11 protein-coding genes and 1 pseudogene are annotated in these 16049 nt (G+C 67.9%); 5 read left to right on the top strand and 7 right to left on the bottom strand.

The features are described 5' to 3' along the window. Positions 1-97: 97 nt before the first annotated feature. The 3 genes and pseudogenes from J7528_RS05845 to J7528_RS05835 form a co-directional block, all read right to left on the bottom strand. Positions 98-1507 carry an efflux transporter outer membrane subunit gene (locus tag J7528_RS05845; protein WP_291872002.1) on the bottom strand — a complete coding sequence of 470 codons (1410 nt, stop codon included), beginning with the start codon at positions 1505-1507 and terminating at the stop codon, positions 98-100. Then, positions 1507-4683: pseudogene (locus tag J7528_RS05840) on the bottom strand (efflux RND transporter permease subunit). The gene J7528_RS05845 and the pseudogene J7528_RS05840 overlap by 1 nt, the downstream one beginning before the upstream one ends. Positions 4684-4840: 157 nt before the next feature. Beyond that, positions 4841-6022: an efflux RND transporter periplasmic adaptor subunit gene (locus J7528_RS05835; RefSeq protein WP_291872001.1), complete on the bottom strand. Its 1182-nt coding sequence runs from the start codon at positions 6020-6022 to the stop codon at positions 4841-4843. Between the two features lie 386 nt (positions 6023-6408). On the opposite strand from J7528_RS05835, the gene J7528_RS05830 reads away from it, so the two are divergent. Further along, positions 6409-7053: a TetR/AcrR family transcriptional regulator gene (locus tag J7528_RS05830; protein ID WP_291872000.1), complete on the top strand. Its 645-nt coding sequence runs from the start codon at positions 6409-6411 to the stop codon at positions 7051-7053. Between the two features lie 150 nt (positions 7054-7203). On the opposite strand, the gene J7528_RS05825 is transcribed toward J7528_RS05830, so the two are convergent. Continuing rightward, positions 7204-7950, bottom strand: a complete 747-nt coding sequence (locus J7528_RS05825) for a LuxR family transcriptional regulator (RefSeq protein WP_291871999.1) — start codon at positions 7948-7950, stop codon at positions 7204-7206. A 91-nt stretch (positions 7951-8041) separates the two neighbouring features. Between J7528_RS05825 and J7528_RS05820 the strand changes: the two genes are divergently transcribed. Beyond that, on the top strand, positions 8042-9226 hold the full coding sequence (locus J7528_RS05820; protein ID WP_291871998.1) for an acyl-CoA dehydrogenase family protein: 1185 nt from the start codon (positions 8042-8044) through the stop codon (positions 9224-9226). A gap of 107 nt (positions 9227-9333) precedes the next feature. Further along, positions 9334-11760, top strand: coding sequence for a TonB-dependent receptor (locus J7528_RS05815; RefSeq protein WP_291871997.1), 2427 nt, complete (start codon positions 9334-9336; stop codon positions 11758-11760). A gap of 54 nt (positions 11761-11814) precedes the next feature. Here J7528_RS05815 and modB read toward each other — a convergent pair whose 3' ends face one another. Both modB and modA read right to left on the bottom strand, forming a co-directional pair. Continuing rightward, positions 11815-12489, bottom strand: coding sequence for a molybdate ABC transporter permease subunit (gene modB / locus J7528_RS05810; RefSeq protein WP_291871996.1), 675 nt, complete (start codon positions 12487-12489; stop codon positions 11815-11817). 2 nt (positions 12490-12491) lie between these two features. Next, positions 12492-13241: a molybdate ABC transporter substrate-binding protein gene (modA, locus tag J7528_RS05805; protein ID WP_291871995.1), complete on the bottom strand. Its 750-nt coding sequence runs from the start codon at positions 13239-13241 to the stop codon at positions 12492-12494. Between the two features lie 39 nt (positions 13242-13280). Here modA and J7528_RS05800 point away from each other — a divergent pair, with 39 nt between their 5' ends. Next, on the top strand, positions 13281-14057 hold the full coding sequence (locus J7528_RS05800) for a TOBE domain-containing protein (RefSeq protein ID WP_291871994.1): 777 nt from the start codon (positions 13281-13283) through the stop codon (positions 14055-14057). On the opposite strand, the gene J7528_RS05795 is transcribed toward J7528_RS05800, so the two are convergent. Further along, positions 14054-14503, bottom strand: a complete 450-nt coding sequence (locus J7528_RS05795) for a MarR family transcriptional regulator (protein WP_291871993.1) — start codon at positions 14501-14503, stop codon at positions 14054-14056. The genes J7528_RS05800 and J7528_RS05795 overlap by 4 nt on opposite strands. A gap of 100 nt (positions 14504-14603) precedes the next feature. Between J7528_RS05795 and J7528_RS05790 the strand changes: the two genes are divergently transcribed. After that, a complete protein-coding gene (locus J7528_RS05790) occupies positions 14604-16037 on the top strand; it encodes an FAD-dependent oxidoreductase (RefSeq protein WP_291871992.1) in 1434 nt (477 codons plus the stop codon). Positions 16038-16049 lie beyond the last annotated feature (12 nt).

Raw genomic sequence — 16049 nt, 5'->3', positions numbered from 1 at the left:
GCTGCCGTCATGAGTATGGATTTTGCTGTACAACGCAAGCTTGGCCTTAAAATTTAATGAGTCCCGGCCGCCGGAGCGGCCGGGATCACACGGCGCCTTAAGCCTTCCAGCCGCCGCCCAGGGCCTTGTAGATGGCCACGACGTCGGTGTTGACGCCGGTCTCGGCGACCGTGAGAGCGTCCTCGGCGGCCAGCAGGGTGCGCTCGGCGTCCAGCAGGACGAGGAAGTCGATGCCGCCTTCCTTGTACTGCACGCGGGCCAGCTCGGCCGCGCGGCGCGAGGCTGCCGCCTGGTCGGTCAGGCTCTTTAGCTGGGCCTGCTGCTGGCGGTAGGAGACCAGGGCGTTCTCCAGATCCTCAAGCGCCCGCAGCACCGTCTGGTCGTAGTTAGCCAAGGCCGCCTCGTCACGCGCCTTGGCCGCCCGCAGGCGGGCGTGGGCGCTGCCCAGGTCCAGGGCCGGCCAGCTGACGCTAGGGGCCACCGACCAGGCCTGGCTGGCGCTGTTGCCAAAGCCCGCCGAGGTCCCCGACAGGAAGCCGACGAAGCCGGTCACCGACACGCGCGGGAAGAGGTCGGCCGTGGCCACCCCCACTCGAGCGGTCGAGGCCGCCAGGCGACGCTCGGCCGCCTGCACGTCCGGACGGCGACGCAGCAGGTCGCCGGCCTGGCCGATCGGCAGCGCCGCGACCAGCGGACGGACGTCCTCGGTCTGCGGAACCAGCAGGGCGTCCAGCGCGCCGGGGCGTTGGCCCGTCAGAACGGCCAGGCGATGGTTGGCGCGCTTCTCGGCCGTGATCAGGCCCGGGATCGCCGCCTCGGTGGCGTTCAGGCGGGCCTGAGCGCTGGCGACGTCGATCGGGCTGCCCGCCCCGGCGTCGAACCGCACCTTGGTCAGGCGCACGGTCTCGCGCTGGGTCTCGAGGTTGCGGTTGGCGACCTTCAGGCGGGCCTGGGCGCCGCGCAGTTCCAGGTAGTTGCGGGCCACCTCGGCCGCGACCGTCACCTGGGCGTCGCGCAGCTCGGCCTGGGCCGCGCCGGCTTCCGCCCCTGCCGCCTCGACGCCACGACGGACGCGGCCGAAGAGGTCGATCTCCCAGCCGGCGTCGAAGCCGGCCTGGTAGCTCTGGTTCTCGACGCGGTCGGTGGTGAAGCCCGGCTGCTGTTGCTTGCTCTTGGCATAGGTCCCGTCGGCCGTGACGTGCGGCAGGAGGTCGAGCTTCTGTTCGGTGAACAGGGCCCGGGCCTCGCCAACGCGGGCGACGGCGATCTTCAGGTCGAGATTGCCGCCCAGGGCCTGGCCGACCAGCTGGTCCAGCACCGGGTCGCCGAAGGCCTTCCACCAGTCGGCTTCCGGATTGGCGGCGGTGAAGACGGCCGGGTCGGCGTTCTGGAAGGCCGCCGGCGGGGTCGCCGGCGCCTTGTAGTTGGGGCCCACCGCGCAGGCGGCGGCCGTCAGGGAGACGCCGGCGATCAGCGCGGCGCGCAGGGTGAGTTTAACGAAGGACATCAGTGCGCCTCCACGGGCGAGGTCAGCTCCGTCTTCTTGGCGGCCTTGCGGGCCGTGAAGCGGCGGATGACGTAGTAGAAGACAGGCGTCAGGATCAGGCCGAACAGGGTCACGCCCAGCATCCCCGAGAACACCGCAACGCCCATGGCCTTGCGCATCTCGGCCCCGGCCCCGTGCGACACCACCAGGGGATAGACCCCCATGATGAAGGCGATCGAGGTCATCAGGATCGGACGCAGGCGCAGGCGGCAGGCCTCCAGGACCGCCTGGAGCGGGCTGTCGCCGTGCTACTCGCGCTCCTTGGCGAACTCCACGATCAGGATGGCGTTCTTACACGCCAGCCCCACCAGCACGATCAGGCCGATCTGGGTGAAGATGTTGTTGTCGCCCTTGCTGATCCACACGCCGGCCAGGGCCGACAGCAGGGTCATCGGAACGATCAGGATCACGACCAGAGGCAGGCTCCAGCTTTCGTACTGGGCGACCAGCACGAGGAAGGCCAGCAGCACGCACAGCGGGAAGATGAAGATCGCCGTGTTGCCCGCCAGGATCTGCTGGTAGGTCAGCTCGGTCCACTCCGAACCCATGCCGTTGGGCAGCTCGGACTTGATGATGTCCTCGAGGGCCTTCTGGGCTTGGCCGGTCGAGTAGCCGGGCGCCGGGCCGCCGTTGATCTCGGCGGTCAGGTAGCCGTTGTAGTGGCTCTCGCGGTCGGGACCGGTCGTTTCCTTGAAGGAGACGAAGGCGCCCAGCGGGATCATCTGGCCTTGGCCGTTGCGGGTCTGCAGGCGCAGCATCTGCTCGGGTTGCAGGCGGAAGCTCTGATCGGCCTGGACGTTGACTTGGTAGGTGTGGCCGAAGCGGTTTAAGTCGTTGACGTACAGCGAGCCCAGATAGACCTGCATCGTCTCGAACAGGTCGGTCAGGGACACGCCCTGGGCCCGGGCCTTTTCACGATCGATGTCGGCCTGCACCTTCGGCACGCTGACCTGGTAGCTGGAGAAGACGCCCGCCAGGGCCGGGTCCTTCTGGGCCTTGGCGATGATGTTCTGGGTGGCGTTGTACAGCTCCTGCGACCCCAGGCCCGCCTTGTCGACGATCTGCATCCGGAAGCCGCCGATGGTGCCCAAGCCCTGCACGGACGGCGGCGGGAAGACCGCGATCTGGGCGTCGGGAATACCGGCGAACTTCTGGTTCAGCTCGCCCACGATGGCGTTGGCCGACAGTTCATGACCCTTGCGGTTCTTGAAGTCGTCCAGCGGGAAGAACACCGCGCCGGAGTTGGGGCTGTTGATGAAGCCGTTGGCCGACAGGCCGGGGAAGGCCACCGAGTGCTTGATGCCCGGGGTCTTCATGGCGATGTCGCCCATCTGGCGGATGACCGCCTCGGTGCGATCCAGCGAGGCCGCGTCGGGCAGCTGGACCACGGCCACGACATAGGCCTTGTCCTGCTGGGGCACGAAGCCGCCAGGGGTCTTGGAGAAGGCGAAGATCGTCAGGATCAGCAGGCCGCCGTACAGGGCCAGGGCGGCCGACGAGCGACCCAGGGTCTTGGCGACGCCGGCGACATAGCCGTTCGAGGCCCTGGCGAAGAAGCGGTTGAACGGGTTGAACAGCCAGCCGAGGGCCGCGTCGATCAGCTTCTGGAAGCGGTCCTTGGGCGCGTCATGCGACTTCAGGAGCACCGCGGCCAGGGCCGGCGACAGGGTCAGCGAGTTGATGGCCGAGATCACCGTCGAGATGGCGATGGTCAGGGCGAACTGACGATAGAACTGGCCCGACAGGCCGCTGATGAAGGCGGTCGGGATGAACACCGCGCACAGCACCAGGGCCGTGGAGATGATCGGTCCGGTCACCTCGGTCATGGCCTTGCGCGTCGCCGCGGCGGGCTCGAGCCCATCGGTGATATTCCGCTCGACGTTCTCGACCACGACGATGGCGTCGTCGACGACGATGCCGATGGCCAGCACCAGGCCAAACAGCGTCAGGGCGTTGAGGCCAAAGCCCAGCATCAGCAGCAGCGCGAAGGTGCCGACCAGCGAGACGGGCACGGCGATCAGCGGAATGATCGAGGCGCGCCAGCCCTGCAGGAACAGCACCACCACCAGCACGACCAGGATGATGGCTTCGATCAGGGTGTGGACCACCGAGTCGATGCTTTCCTGCACGAAGGCCGTGGTGTCGTAGATGATCTCGTAGTCGACGCCTTCGGGGAACTCCTTCTTGAGCTCCTTCATGGTCTTCTTGACCTCGGCGGCCATCTCCAGGGCGTTGGAGCCCGGGCGCTGGAACACCGGCATGGCGACGGCGGACTTGTTGTCGAGCAGAGAGCGCAGGGCGTAGTTGTCGGCGCCCAGCTCCACGCGGGCCACGTCGCCCAGGCGGGTGATCTGGCCGTCCTCGCCCGAGCGGACGATGACCTGGCGGAACTGCTCTTCGTCCGTCAGACGCCCGGGAGCGTTGACCGACAGCTGGAATTCGGCGCCCGAACCGGCGTTGGGCGGGGCGCCCAGCTGGCCGGCGGCGACCTGGACGTTCTGCTCGCGCAGGGCCCGCACGACATCGCCGGCGGTCATCGACAGGGCGGCCAGCTTTTCCGGATCCAGCCACACGCGCATCGAGTAAGCGCCCGCGCCGAAGATCTGCACGTCGCCCACGCCATCGATCCGCTTGAGGCGGTCGCGAACGTTCAGCTGCGCGTAGTTGCTGAGATACAGCATGTCGTAGCGGTTGTTCGGCGAGATCATGTGCACGACCAGGGTCAGGTCGGGCGAGGCCTTGTTGGTCGTCACGCCGATGCGCTGGACCTCCTGCGGCAGCTTGGGCAGCGCCTGGGCCACCCGGTTCTGCACCTGCACCTGGGCCTTATCCAGGTCGGTGCCGAGCGCGAAGGTGACGGTCAGGATCATCGCCCCGTCGGAGGCCGACTGGGACGACTGGTAGATCATCCCCTCGACGCCGTTGATGGCCTGTTCGAGGGGGGCGGCCACCGTCTCGCCGATGACGTTCGGGTTGGCGCCGGGATAGGCCGCGCGCACCACGACGGTGGGCGGCACGACTTCCGGATATTCGCTGATCGGCAGGTTCGGCAGCGAGACCAGGCCGGCGATGAAGATGATGATGGAGAGCACGGCCGCGAAGCGCGGTCGGTTCACGAAGAACTTCGAGAAATTCATGGCGGAGCGCCTTCAGCGGGCGAACTTGGGGAGGAGCGGATACGCGTACGCTTCGGGTGCAAGCGGCCCCTCCCCCGCCAAATGGCGGGCGACAGGAGCTGCTCGAAACCCGAAAAAGACGCCCGGCTCAGACACGCGAGCCGGGCGCACGCTTCAGTTAGTTCTGGCCCGAGGACCGGACCGGCTGGACGACCGGACGACCGCCGACCTCCAGTTGCGACAAGTCGGCCAGGTCGGTCTTGACCTTGACCGGCGCGACGGTGTCGCCCGGCTTGACCTTCTGCAGGCCGCCGACCACCACCCGGTCGCCCGGCTTCAGGCCGGTGCGGATGATGCGCAGGTTGCCAGCCAGCGGACCGATCTCGACCGGGCGGTACTCCGCCTTGTTGGCGTTGTTGATGACGACGACGTAGCGCTTGCCCAGGTCCGTCGCGATGGCGCGGTCGGGCGCGAGAGCGACCTCTTGCGTCTCGGCGCTGACCAGGCGGATGCGGGCGAACAGGCCCGGCGTGAAGCGACCGTCGGCATTGGCGAAGATCGCCCGGCCGTTGATCGTGCCGCTCTTGGCGTCCAGGGCGTTGTCGATGAAGGACAGCTTGCCGACGTGCGGATAGCCGTCCTCGGTCATCAGACCCATATAGACCGGGCCGTTCTTGCCGCGCTCGGCGGCCGCATACTTCAGGAAGGTCTGCTCGTCGGCGTTGAACTCGGCGTAGATCGGGGTGTCGGACACCACAGTCGTCAGCAGCGAGGCTTGGGTCACCAGGTTGCCGCGCGTGATGATGGTCTTGGAGACCCGGCCGTCGATCGGCGAGGTCACGCGGGTCCATTCCAGGTTCAGGCGGGCGGTCTGGTAGGCGGCTTGCGCGGCCGAGAGGTTGGCCTGGGCGGCCTTCTCTTCAGCCGACAGGCGGTCGAACTCGCTCTGGGCCAGGGCGTTCTGCTCGATCAGGCGACGGCCGCGCTCGCGGTTGACAACGGCCAGGTCCAGCTGGGCCTTGGCGCGGGCCACCTCGGCCTGGGCGCGGTTGGCTTCGGCCTGGTACGGGCGCGGGTCGATCTGGAAGAGCACCTGGCCCTTGGAGACGCGCGCGCCCTCGGCGAACTGGGCGCCGTCGATATAGCCCGAGACGCGCGGACGGATCTCGACGGTGTCGACCGGCTGGAGGCGGCCGGTGAAGTCGTCCCACTGGCGCAGGGACTTGAAGGCGACGTCGGCGACGGTGACCTGCACCGGCGGCGGGGCGGCGGCCTCCTGCTTGGCCTGGGCCGAGCAAGCGGCCAGCACGGCCACGGCGGCCAGGCCGGCGAAGGACGTGATGACGGGTTGAATACGCATGGGGAAAAGCCCTGTCGGACGGTGAAGCGGGGAGGAGGTCGTAGCTTTTGTTGTCATTCCCAGACGGGCCGCCGGGCGGCGCGTTTGGTGCTGTGGCCGAGGGTCCGAACCGTGGACCAGCCCTTGGCGGGCTCGGCCTGGGATTTGAAAAACCCCATCAAACCCTTGCTCTGCTTGGCTTGGGCGGCGGCGTCGTAAACGTTTGTTTGCGGTGGCATTGGCGCGCGCTCCTTTTTTGGGGTTTAAGAGAGGAAATGTCGCAGCGGCTGTTACTTGACCCGGGCGACTGGAAGGACGATTTAGGATGTGACGAGACCGTTCGGTATCATCTCCACGGCGGAGAGATACTGACCGGTAACTCCCACGTCAAGGAGAGCACGGCCGAAATGGCGACAAGAAATTCTGGGGACGTTGTCGGGGGCGACACGGAAACGGTGGCGGGGACTGGTCCCGGCGGAGCCGTGTCCAAGCGACCTGCGCGCGACCGGATCTTCGAAACCGCCCGTGAGCTGTTCTATCAACACGGCATCCGCGCTGTCGGCGTCGAGACCATCGCGTCCGAGGCCGAAGCCACCAAGATGACGCTGTATCGGAACTTTCCATCCAAGGACGAGCTGGTCGCCGAGGTCCTGCGCGAGCAGGAGCGCGAATACTGGGCATGGTGGGAAGAGGTGACGGCCTGCTGCTGCACCGATCCGCGCAAGCAGCTGGAAGCGATCTTCGACGCGTTCGAGACCAAGGCCTGCGACGCCGACATCCACGGCTGCCCGCTGTCGAACGCCGCCATCGAGCTGCACGAGGAAAACCACCCGGCCCAGGTGGTCTCGGTCAACTACAAGAAAGAGCTGCACCGCCGCCTGGTCGAACTGGCCCGCGGCGCCGGCGCTACCGACGACGACCTGGCCGACGCCCTGATGCTGCTGATGGAAGGCGCCTACATCTCGCGCGTCACCCTGGGCAAGGGCGGCCCGGTGCGGGCCGTGTCACGCTCGGCGCGGGTGCTGATCAGGATGCATCTAGACGGCTGCTGAGCATCCCTCCTACCGATCTCCCCGGCGAAAGCCGGGGCCCAGATCGAGCCCACAAATGTTTGACGGGCTGAAGAGGCCCATCTCGGATCATCCCAAGACGCTCAGGATGAAGCTGGGTCCCGGCTTTCGCCGGGAAGACGGTGTTTAGGGTTAGAGACTCGCCCCGATATACCCGAGCCCCGCCGCCCGGTGGATCGCCTGGGCCCGGCCCGCCACCCGCAGCTTCAAGGCCGCGTTCTGGACGTGGAAGCGCACGGTCGGGCCTGAGATGCCGATGATCTGGGCGATGTCGGCGTCGGTCTTGCCGGCCGCCGCCCACTTCAGGCACTGGACCTCGCGCTTGGTCAGCCGCACCGGCGGGGCGTCGTCGTCCTGGCCGTCGCGATAGGCGCAGACCAGGCGTAGGGCCGCGCCGTGCAGCTCGTCGGCCCGCGCCGCATAGAGCGCCGGCAGGTCGGCCACGGGCTCCGAAGCCGCCCACACCACCGCTCCGATCACCCCGCCCGTCAGATAGGTCGGCGCGATGACGGCGGCCTGGATGCCGAAGGCCTCGGCCGCTTCCCGCACCTCGATCGCCTCCAGACGCGCCAGAGGGCGCCAGCTGGCGAACCGGCCTTCATGATAGAAGAACGGTTCCGCCGAATAGCGCGCCGCCAGGATGAACGGCGCCCGCAGGGCGAAGGCCCGGTCGCGCCAGTAGCGCACGGCGTTGTCCAGCCACTCGAAGGTCGTCTCGGCCAGCGGCCTGCCGTCCTGGCCCAGCATCGGCTCGGGGCTGGAGATGTCGGCGCTGGCGGCCACGTAAGGCAGACCGATCTCGCGCCCCAGGGCTGACACCCGCTCAGCCAGGAGCGTGACCCGCGCCAGGCGCTCGCCGTCATCGACCTTGGTCAACATGGAGCCGCCTTCCCTATCGGTTCCGATAGCTTGCGCGCCGCCCCCGCCAATTCGCAAGTTTCCCCGACGACGCGGACGGGAGGATTTTCGGGTGGATCTGGAGCTGTCGCCTGACGACCTGGCCTTCCGCGACGAGGTCCGCGCCTTTCTCGACGCGAACCTGACGCCAGAGCTGCGCGAGGCCGGCCAGCGGATGACCAGCGTCTTCTGCGACAAGGTCCACAGCCTGGCCTGGCAGAAGATCCTGCACGCCCGGGGCTGGGTCGCGCCCAGCTGGCCGGTCGAATACGGCGGCCCCGGCTGGAGCGAGATCCAGCGCCACGTCTTCCACGCCGAATGCGCCCGCGCCGGCGCCCCGAACCTGGCGCCGATGGGCCTGCGGATGGTGGCGCCGGCGATCATGGCGTTCGGCAGCCCCGAGCAGAAGGCCCGCTACCTGCCCCGCATTCTCTCGGGCGAGGACTACTGGTGCCAGGGCTATTCAGAGCCAGGCTCTGGCTCGGATCTCGCATCTCTGCGGATGAGCGCGGTCGCTGACGGCGACGATTACGTTCTCAACGGCTCGAAGATCTGGACCACCCACGCCCACTGGGCGAGCCACATGTTCTGCCTGGTCCGCACCTCGAACAAGGGCAAGCCGCAGGCCGGCATCACCTTCCTGCTGATCGAGATGGACCGCCCGGGTATCCGGGTCGACCCGATCGTCACCCTGGCCGGCGAGCACGAGGTCAACCAGGTGTTCTTCGACGACGTCCGCACGCCGCAAGCCGACCGGCTTGGCGCGGAGAACCAGGGCTGGACCGTCGCCAAGCATCTGCTGGAATTCGAGCGCGGCGGCGGCTATGCGGCTGGCCTGCACGCGGGCCTCGAACGGCTGCGGGCGATGGCGCAGACCGAAGACGTTTTGGACGATCCCCACTATCGCCGCCGCCTGGCCGAAGCCGAGATCGGGGCGCTAGCCATCGACATGACCGAACGCCGCGTGCTCAGCGCGCTCGCCACCGGCGGCAAGCCCGGCCCGGCCTCCTCCATCCTGAAACTTCAGGGCTCCGAACAACTCCAGCGCCTGGACGAACTGGGTGTCGACGCCTTGGCGACCTACACCGCCCCGCACCAGCCCAAGGCCCGCGAGGCCGGCTCCAACGAGACCCCCGTCGGTCCCGAGCATGGCCTGACGACCATGGCCCGCTATCTCAACAACCGCGCCGCATCCATCTATGGCGGCTCCAACGAGATCCAGCGCGACATCATCGCCAAGCTGGTGCTCGGGTTGTAATCGCGCCTCACCTATCGATTCCGATAGCTTGTTACGCGAGTTGGCGAACCGCACGCTCCGATCAAAGCCAGGCCCAAAGCAGGCGTGGCCAGAGGGAGGTAAGACGGATGCCAGGACCTACGCGCCTGACCATGAGCGTGTCGGCGCTCGCCCTGCTGATGGCGGCGCCCGCCATGGCGCAAACCCAGCCCAAGCAGGAAGAAAGCCTGACGATCGACACCCTGGTCGTCACCGCCCAGCGCCGCGAGGAGACCGCCAATAGCGTCGGCATGCCGATCCAGGCGTTCAGCGGCGAGGCCCTGCAGCAGCTGCGGGTCACCGACCCCAAGGACCTGACCACCGTCGCCCCCAGCTTCACCGTCAGCCAGAGCTATCAAGGCGTGCCGACCTATACGCTGCGCGGCATCGGCTTCAACACCATCAACCTGTCGGCCACCTCGACCGTCGGCACCTACTGGGACGAGGTCGCCTACGCCTATCCGTTCATGAACACCGGCCCGGTCTTCGACCTGGAACGGGTCGAGGTGCTGAAAGGCCCGCAAGGCACGCTCTACGGCCGCAACACCACCGCCGGCCTGATCGATTTCGTGACCGCTAAGCCCACAGAAGCGTTCGAGGGTTCGCTGACCGCCGAGGCCGGCAACTACAAGACCTATAACCTCGAGGGCTATGTCAGCGGCGCGTTCGGCCCGCGCGTCCAGGGCCGGGCGGCGTTCCGCAGCGAGACCAGCGACAAGGGCTGGCAGGTCAGCAACAGCCGCGGCGAGCGCCTGGGCAAGGTGAACCGCGACGGCTGGCGCCTGTCCCTGGCCATGCAGCCGACCGACAAGGTCGAGGTCGAGGCCAGCTACTCCGGCTGGCGCAACAAGTCCGACACCGTGGCCGCCCAGGGCATCGGCTTCACGCCGGCCACCGCCGCCAGTCCGTTCAACGCGCCGGGCATCGTCAGCTACATCGCCGCCAACAAGCCGACCAAGGCGACGCAGGCCGACTGGGCCCCGCTGGCCGTGCGCGGCGCCGACATCGGGGTCGGTCTCGGCATCAAGGATCCGCTGCGCGAGAACGACCAGTTCCACGCCGGCAAGCTGAAGGTCTCGTGGGATGTCGCCGACAAGGCCCGCCTCGTTTCGCTGACCAGCTTCAACCGCTTGGAGCGCAAGGCCGTCTTCGACTGGAGCGGCGCGCCCTACGAGGTGCTGATCCAGAAGGCCCACGGCGACATCAAGTCGTTCGCCGAGGAACTGCACCTGGAGGGCGTCACCGACAAGGGCTCGTGGCTGGTCGGCGGCTACATCGCCCGCGACAAGATCTATGACAGCAACCGCACCCTGCTGGGCCAGAACGCCAATGTCGGCACGATCCGCTATGTCGGCTCGACCCTCTTGGCCACGCCGTTCAACAGCTTCGGCTACACCGCCCTGCAGATGAGCCAGGCGTTCCGCACCTATGAGGACGTCGGCAATATCGAGACCAAGACCTGGAGCCTGTTCGCCAATGCCGACCACCGCCTGGCCGACAATCTGAAGCTGACCCTGGGCATCCGCTACAGCCAGGACAAACAGGACTATGTCGGCTGCTCGCGCGACGTCGGCGGCTCGATGCTGGTGAACGTCAATGTCGTCAACCGAGCCCTGTTCGCCGCCGCCTATGGCCTAGTCGCGCCGATCACCCAGGGCGGCTGCAACACCTTCGATCCAGCCAAGAAGAGCTTCGGCTTCGTGCAGTCCAAGCTGGACGAGGACAACATCGCCTGGCGCGCGGCCCTGGACTGGCAGGCGGCCGAGGACGTGCTGGTCTATGGCTCGATCTCGCGTGGGGCCAAGGCGGGCGCGACCCCGATCAACGCCGCCAACATCTCGACCCAGAACGCCCCCGCCACCCAGGAAATGCTGACCGCCTACGAGGTGGGGGTGAAGGCCGGGCTGCTGGATCGGCGGGTGCAGGCCAACCTGTCGGCCTTCTATTACGACTACACCGACAAGCAGCTGTCGGTGTACTTCGCCGACCCGATCTATACGGCCCTGTCGCGCCTGGCCAACGTGCCCAACGGCGAGGCCTATGGCGTCGATGGCGACATCACCTGGCGCGCCAGCCGGGCCCTGACCTTCATCGCCTCGGCCACCGTGCTGCATACCGAGGTGAAGGGCTACACCGGCATCAACGCCGCCGGTCAGAGCCAAAGCTTCGACGGCCGGCCGTTCCTGTACAGCCCCAAGTTCCAGGGCGGTCTGACGGCGCTGTTCAAGCAGCCGGTCGGCGACGGCCTGGAGCTGAACGCGGCTCTGAACGGCCGCTGGCAGGACAAGTCCTATGCCGACCTGGAGGGCAATCCGCTGTTCGTCATCGACAGCTACGGCATGCTGAACGCCAGCGTCGGCATCGGCTCGCCCGAGAAGGGCTGGGACCTGACCGTCTGGGGCCGCAACATCACCAACGAATATTATTGGAGCGCCGTCAGCAGCAACGCCAACGTGGTCGTCCGCTTCCCGGGCAAGCCCACGACCTATGGCGCGTCGCTCACCTGGAAGTTCTGAGCACCTTCCCGATCTCGGTCCCTTGGAGCGCGGCGGCGACGCTGCGCTCCTCTTTTATGTCCGCGTGCGCAGCAGGATCTTCGAGCGGGCTTCCAGCGCCAGCAGCGTGAACAGCACGACGAAGGCGAAGAGCAGCAGGATCAGCGACAGGCGATGCGCCTCGCCCCACTCCAGCGCCTCGACCAGGCGGTAGATCTCGGTCGACAGCACCGTGGTCTCGCCGGGGATATTGCCGCCCAGCATCATCACCACCCCGAACTCGCCGACCGTATGGGCGAAGACCAGGATGGCGGCGGCGACATAGCCGGGGATCGCCAACGGCAGGGCCACCCGCCAGAAGCGCTGCCACGGCGAGGCGCCCAGGCAGGCGGCGGCTTCCAGCGGCTCGTCGCCGATGGCCAGGAAGGCGTTGCGCAGCGGCTGCACGGCGAACGGCAGGGAGTAGATCAGCGAACCGATCACCAGACCCTCGAAGGTGAAGGCCAATGTCCGGATACCGAACGGCTGCAGCAGCACCATCAGCGGGCTCTTCGGCCCGAGCGCGATCAGCAAATAGAAGCCCAGCACCGTCGGCGGCAGCACGATCGGCAGGGCGACCAGGGCCGTCACCGGCGTGCGCAGGGCCGAGCGCCCGCGCGCCAGCCACCAGGACAGCGGCGTGGCGGCCAGCAGCAGCAGGATCGTGGTGATCCCCGCCAGCTTGCCCGTCAGCCACAGAACCTCAGTCACGATCAGCGGACCTCGTAGCCGTAGCGCTTGATGATCGCCTTGGCCTCGCCGCTCTTCAGGAAGGCCACGAAGGCCTTGGCCGCCTCGCTGTTAGCGCCGGTCTTCAGCAGCACGGCCTGCTGCTCGATCGGGGTGTGGTTGGACGCCGGGACCACCCAGCGCGAACCGCCCTGCTCGGTAACCACCTGCGACAGCGCCACGAAGCCCAGCTCGGCCGCGCCGGTCTGGACGTACTGGAAGGCCTGGGTGATCGACGAGCCCTGCACGATCTTGGACTTCAGGGCGTCATATAGCTTCAGCTTGGTCAGGGTCTCGACCGCCGCCTGGCCATAGGGCGCGGCCTTGGGGTCGGCGATCGACAGCTTCTCGAACTTGCCGGACTTCAGCACCGCGCCCTTCCCGTCCACCAGGCCCGGCGTCTTGCTGTAGAGCACCAGCCGGCCCGTAGCGTAGGTGAAGCGCGAGCCGGGGACCGACAGACCCTCCTGCTCGGCCTTCTGCGGCCGCTCGACATCGGCCGACAGGAAGACCTCGAACGGCGCGCCATTGGTGATCTGGGTGTAGAACTGGCCCGACGAGCCGAAGCTCAAGGTCGCGTCATGGCCGGTCTTGGCCTTGAACTTGGCGGCGATCTCCTTGGCGGCCTCGGTGAAGTTGGCGGCCACGGCGACCTTGGTCTCGCCCGCGAAGGCGGTTCCGCTCAGCGTCAACGACAGCAATGCGGCGATCAGCATCGGACGGCGGGCGATCATCTGATAATCCTATGGGGGCGCTGCGGTTATGTAGCTCCCATGCATAACGGTGAAACAGTGGCTCGCGAAGACGATTTCAGCGCCTCCCTGATCCTCAAGCGCGGCGGCCTGGCTCGCGTGGGGCTGGAGCGCATCGCCCTCTTGGAAGCCGTCGCCGCCCTGGGCTCGATCAGCGCCGCCGCCAAGCAGGTCGGCCTCTCGTACAAGGGCGCCTGGGACGGGGTGCAGGCGCTGAACAACCTGTTCGACACACCGCTGGTCGCCGCCGCGCCAGGCGGTAAGAGCGGCGGGATGGCTGAGGTGACGCCGCGTGGGCAAGCCGTGATCCGCGCCTTCCGCGCCGCCGAGCGCGAGGTGGGGGCGGTGTTCGCCAGGCTCGAAGGCGACGGCGAGATGCTATGGAGCCTGGGCCTGCGCACCAGCGCCCGCAACGCCCTGCGTGGCGTGGTCACCGGCGTCGAGGGCGACGGGGTCACCGCGACCGTGACCCTGTCGCTGGGCGAGGGCCTCTCGCTCCGCTCCTCGATCACCCGCCGCAGCGTCGAGGATCTGGACCTCACGCCAGGCCGACCGGCCATCGCCCTGATCAAATCCAGCTTCGTGCGGATCAACGAGGGCGACGGCGACAACCGCCTCACCGGCGAGATCGTCGACCGCGAGGCTGGCGAGGCTTCGGCCGAAATCACCATCGCCCTGGCGGCCGGCAAGACGCTGACGGCGACGCTGAAGTCGGACGATGCGGCATGGGGGCTTCAGATCGGCGCGAAGGTCGAGGCCCGCATCGCCCCCGCCGACATCATCCTGGCGGTCGACTAACTCTTCAGCGCCGCGTTCGCGCCGTCGACGAACTTGCGCAGCAGTCGGCCCAGGTCCTTGAGCTCCTGGTCGCTCCACTCGGCCATCATCGGACCGACCAGCCGCTGACGCGCGGCGTCCAGCCGGTCGACCAGCTCAGCGCCCTTCTCCGTCACCGCCGCCTCGCGCACCCGCTTGTCGGTCGCGCCGGGCCGACGCTCGACCAGGCCCAGGCTTTCCAGCTTGGCGACCTGGCGACTGACCACCGAGTGGTCGCGGCCGGCCAGATCCGCCAGCTCGACCACGCCGATCGGCCCCTTCTTCCCGATCCGCCCGAGCAGGGGAAACAGCGCCCGGTCCAGCGACACGCCGGCCTCGCGCAACAGCAGGTCGTCGGCCTGGGGCCGGTTGAGGAAGCCGGCCAGGTCCATCATCGCCGAGTGAATATCGCGGAGTTCGGATTTCATACGTGCATTTTGCACATTTTTGATTGACGTCGTCCAGTCTCGGATTTATGTGCCTTTTGCACACGATATATGTGCATAACGCACACGAAAGGAGACGCGGATGACCCAAGCTTTCACCACTGACGTCCTGATCGCCGGCGCCGGTCCGGCCGGCCTGACCCTGGCCATCGACCTGGCCCGCCGGGGCGTCGCCTTCCGCCTGATCGATAAGGCGGAGCGTCCTTTCCAGGGCTCGCGCGGCAAGGGCATCCAGCCCCGCAGCCTGGAGGTGTTCGAGGACCTGGGCGTCCTGGCGCCGATGCTGGCGACGGGCGGCCCGTATCCGCCGGTGCGCAACTACGCCCCCGACGGCGGCTTCGAGGAGACGGCGATCGGCGAGGGCGCGACGCCCTCCCCGGCCGAGCCCTATGCCGCGCCGCTGATGCTGCCGCAGTTCCTGACCGAGACCATCCTGCGCCAGCGCCTGGCGGACCTTGGCCACACGCCGGAGTACGGCGCCGAGCTGACCGGGATCGACCAGGACGCCGAGGGCGTCATCGCGACCCTGGCCGACGGCCGCACGCTGCGCGCCCGCTGGCTGGTCGGCGCCGACGGCGGCCGCAGCTTCGTGCGCCATGCCCTGGACATCGGCTTCCCCGGCAAGACCATGCCGGGCCTGGCCATGGTCGCCGACACCAAGCTGACCGGCCTCTCCCGCGACGCCTGGCATGTGTTCGGGACGCGCGAGACGGCCCAGGTGTCGTTCTGCCCGCTGGCCGGGACAGACCTCTTCCAGATCCAGGGTCACGCTCCGGCGGACGGCGAGGCCGGCCTGACCATTGAAGGCCTCAACGCCGTGATCCGTGAACGGACGGGTCACGACGACATCGTCGTCCACGAAGTGTTCTGGGCCTCGGTCTATGGCCTCAACGCCCGCCTCGCCGATCGTTATCGGGTCGGCCGCGTGCTGCTGGCCGGCGACGCCGCGCATATCCACCCACCCACCGGAGGCCAGGGCCTGAACACCAGCATCCAGGACGCCTACAATCTGGGCTGGAAGCTGGCCGCCGTCCTGGCCGGTGCGCCCGAGAGCCTGATCGACACCTATGAGGCCGAGCGTCGCCCGATCGCCGCCGGGGTGCTGGGCCTGTCCACCGACCTCCTGGCCAAGGCCATGACCAAGCAAGGCATGAAGCGCGGTCGCGAGGCCCGGCAGCTGGATCTCGGCTACGAGGGCTCGACCCTGTCGCTGGACCTGGGCGTCGAGGCCAAGGTCGCGCCGGGCGACCGCGCGCCGGACGCGCCGTGCGGCGGCCAGCGCGTATTCGAAGTCCTGGCCGGCCCGCACTGGACCCTGCTGGGCGAGAGCCCGATCGCCCCGCGCCCCGGCCTCGTCGTCGCGGATCTGACGGATACGGATGGCTGGTTCGCTGACGCCTACGGCCTGCCGGCGGACGGTTTCGTCCTGGTGCGTCCGGACGGCTACATCGCCACGGTGGGCCAAGCGGCCGATAAGGCCAAGGTCGAGGCCTATCTCAAGCAAGTTGGGCTCTAACTCTTCTCGTTA

The sequence above is a fragment of the Caulobacter sp. genome, from assembly GCF_017744445.1.
Taxonomy (GTDB): domain Bacteria; phylum Pseudomonadota; class Alphaproteobacteria; order Caulobacterales; family Caulobacteraceae; genus Caulobacter.
This window is presented reverse-complemented; position numbering and strand designations above follow the sequence as displayed.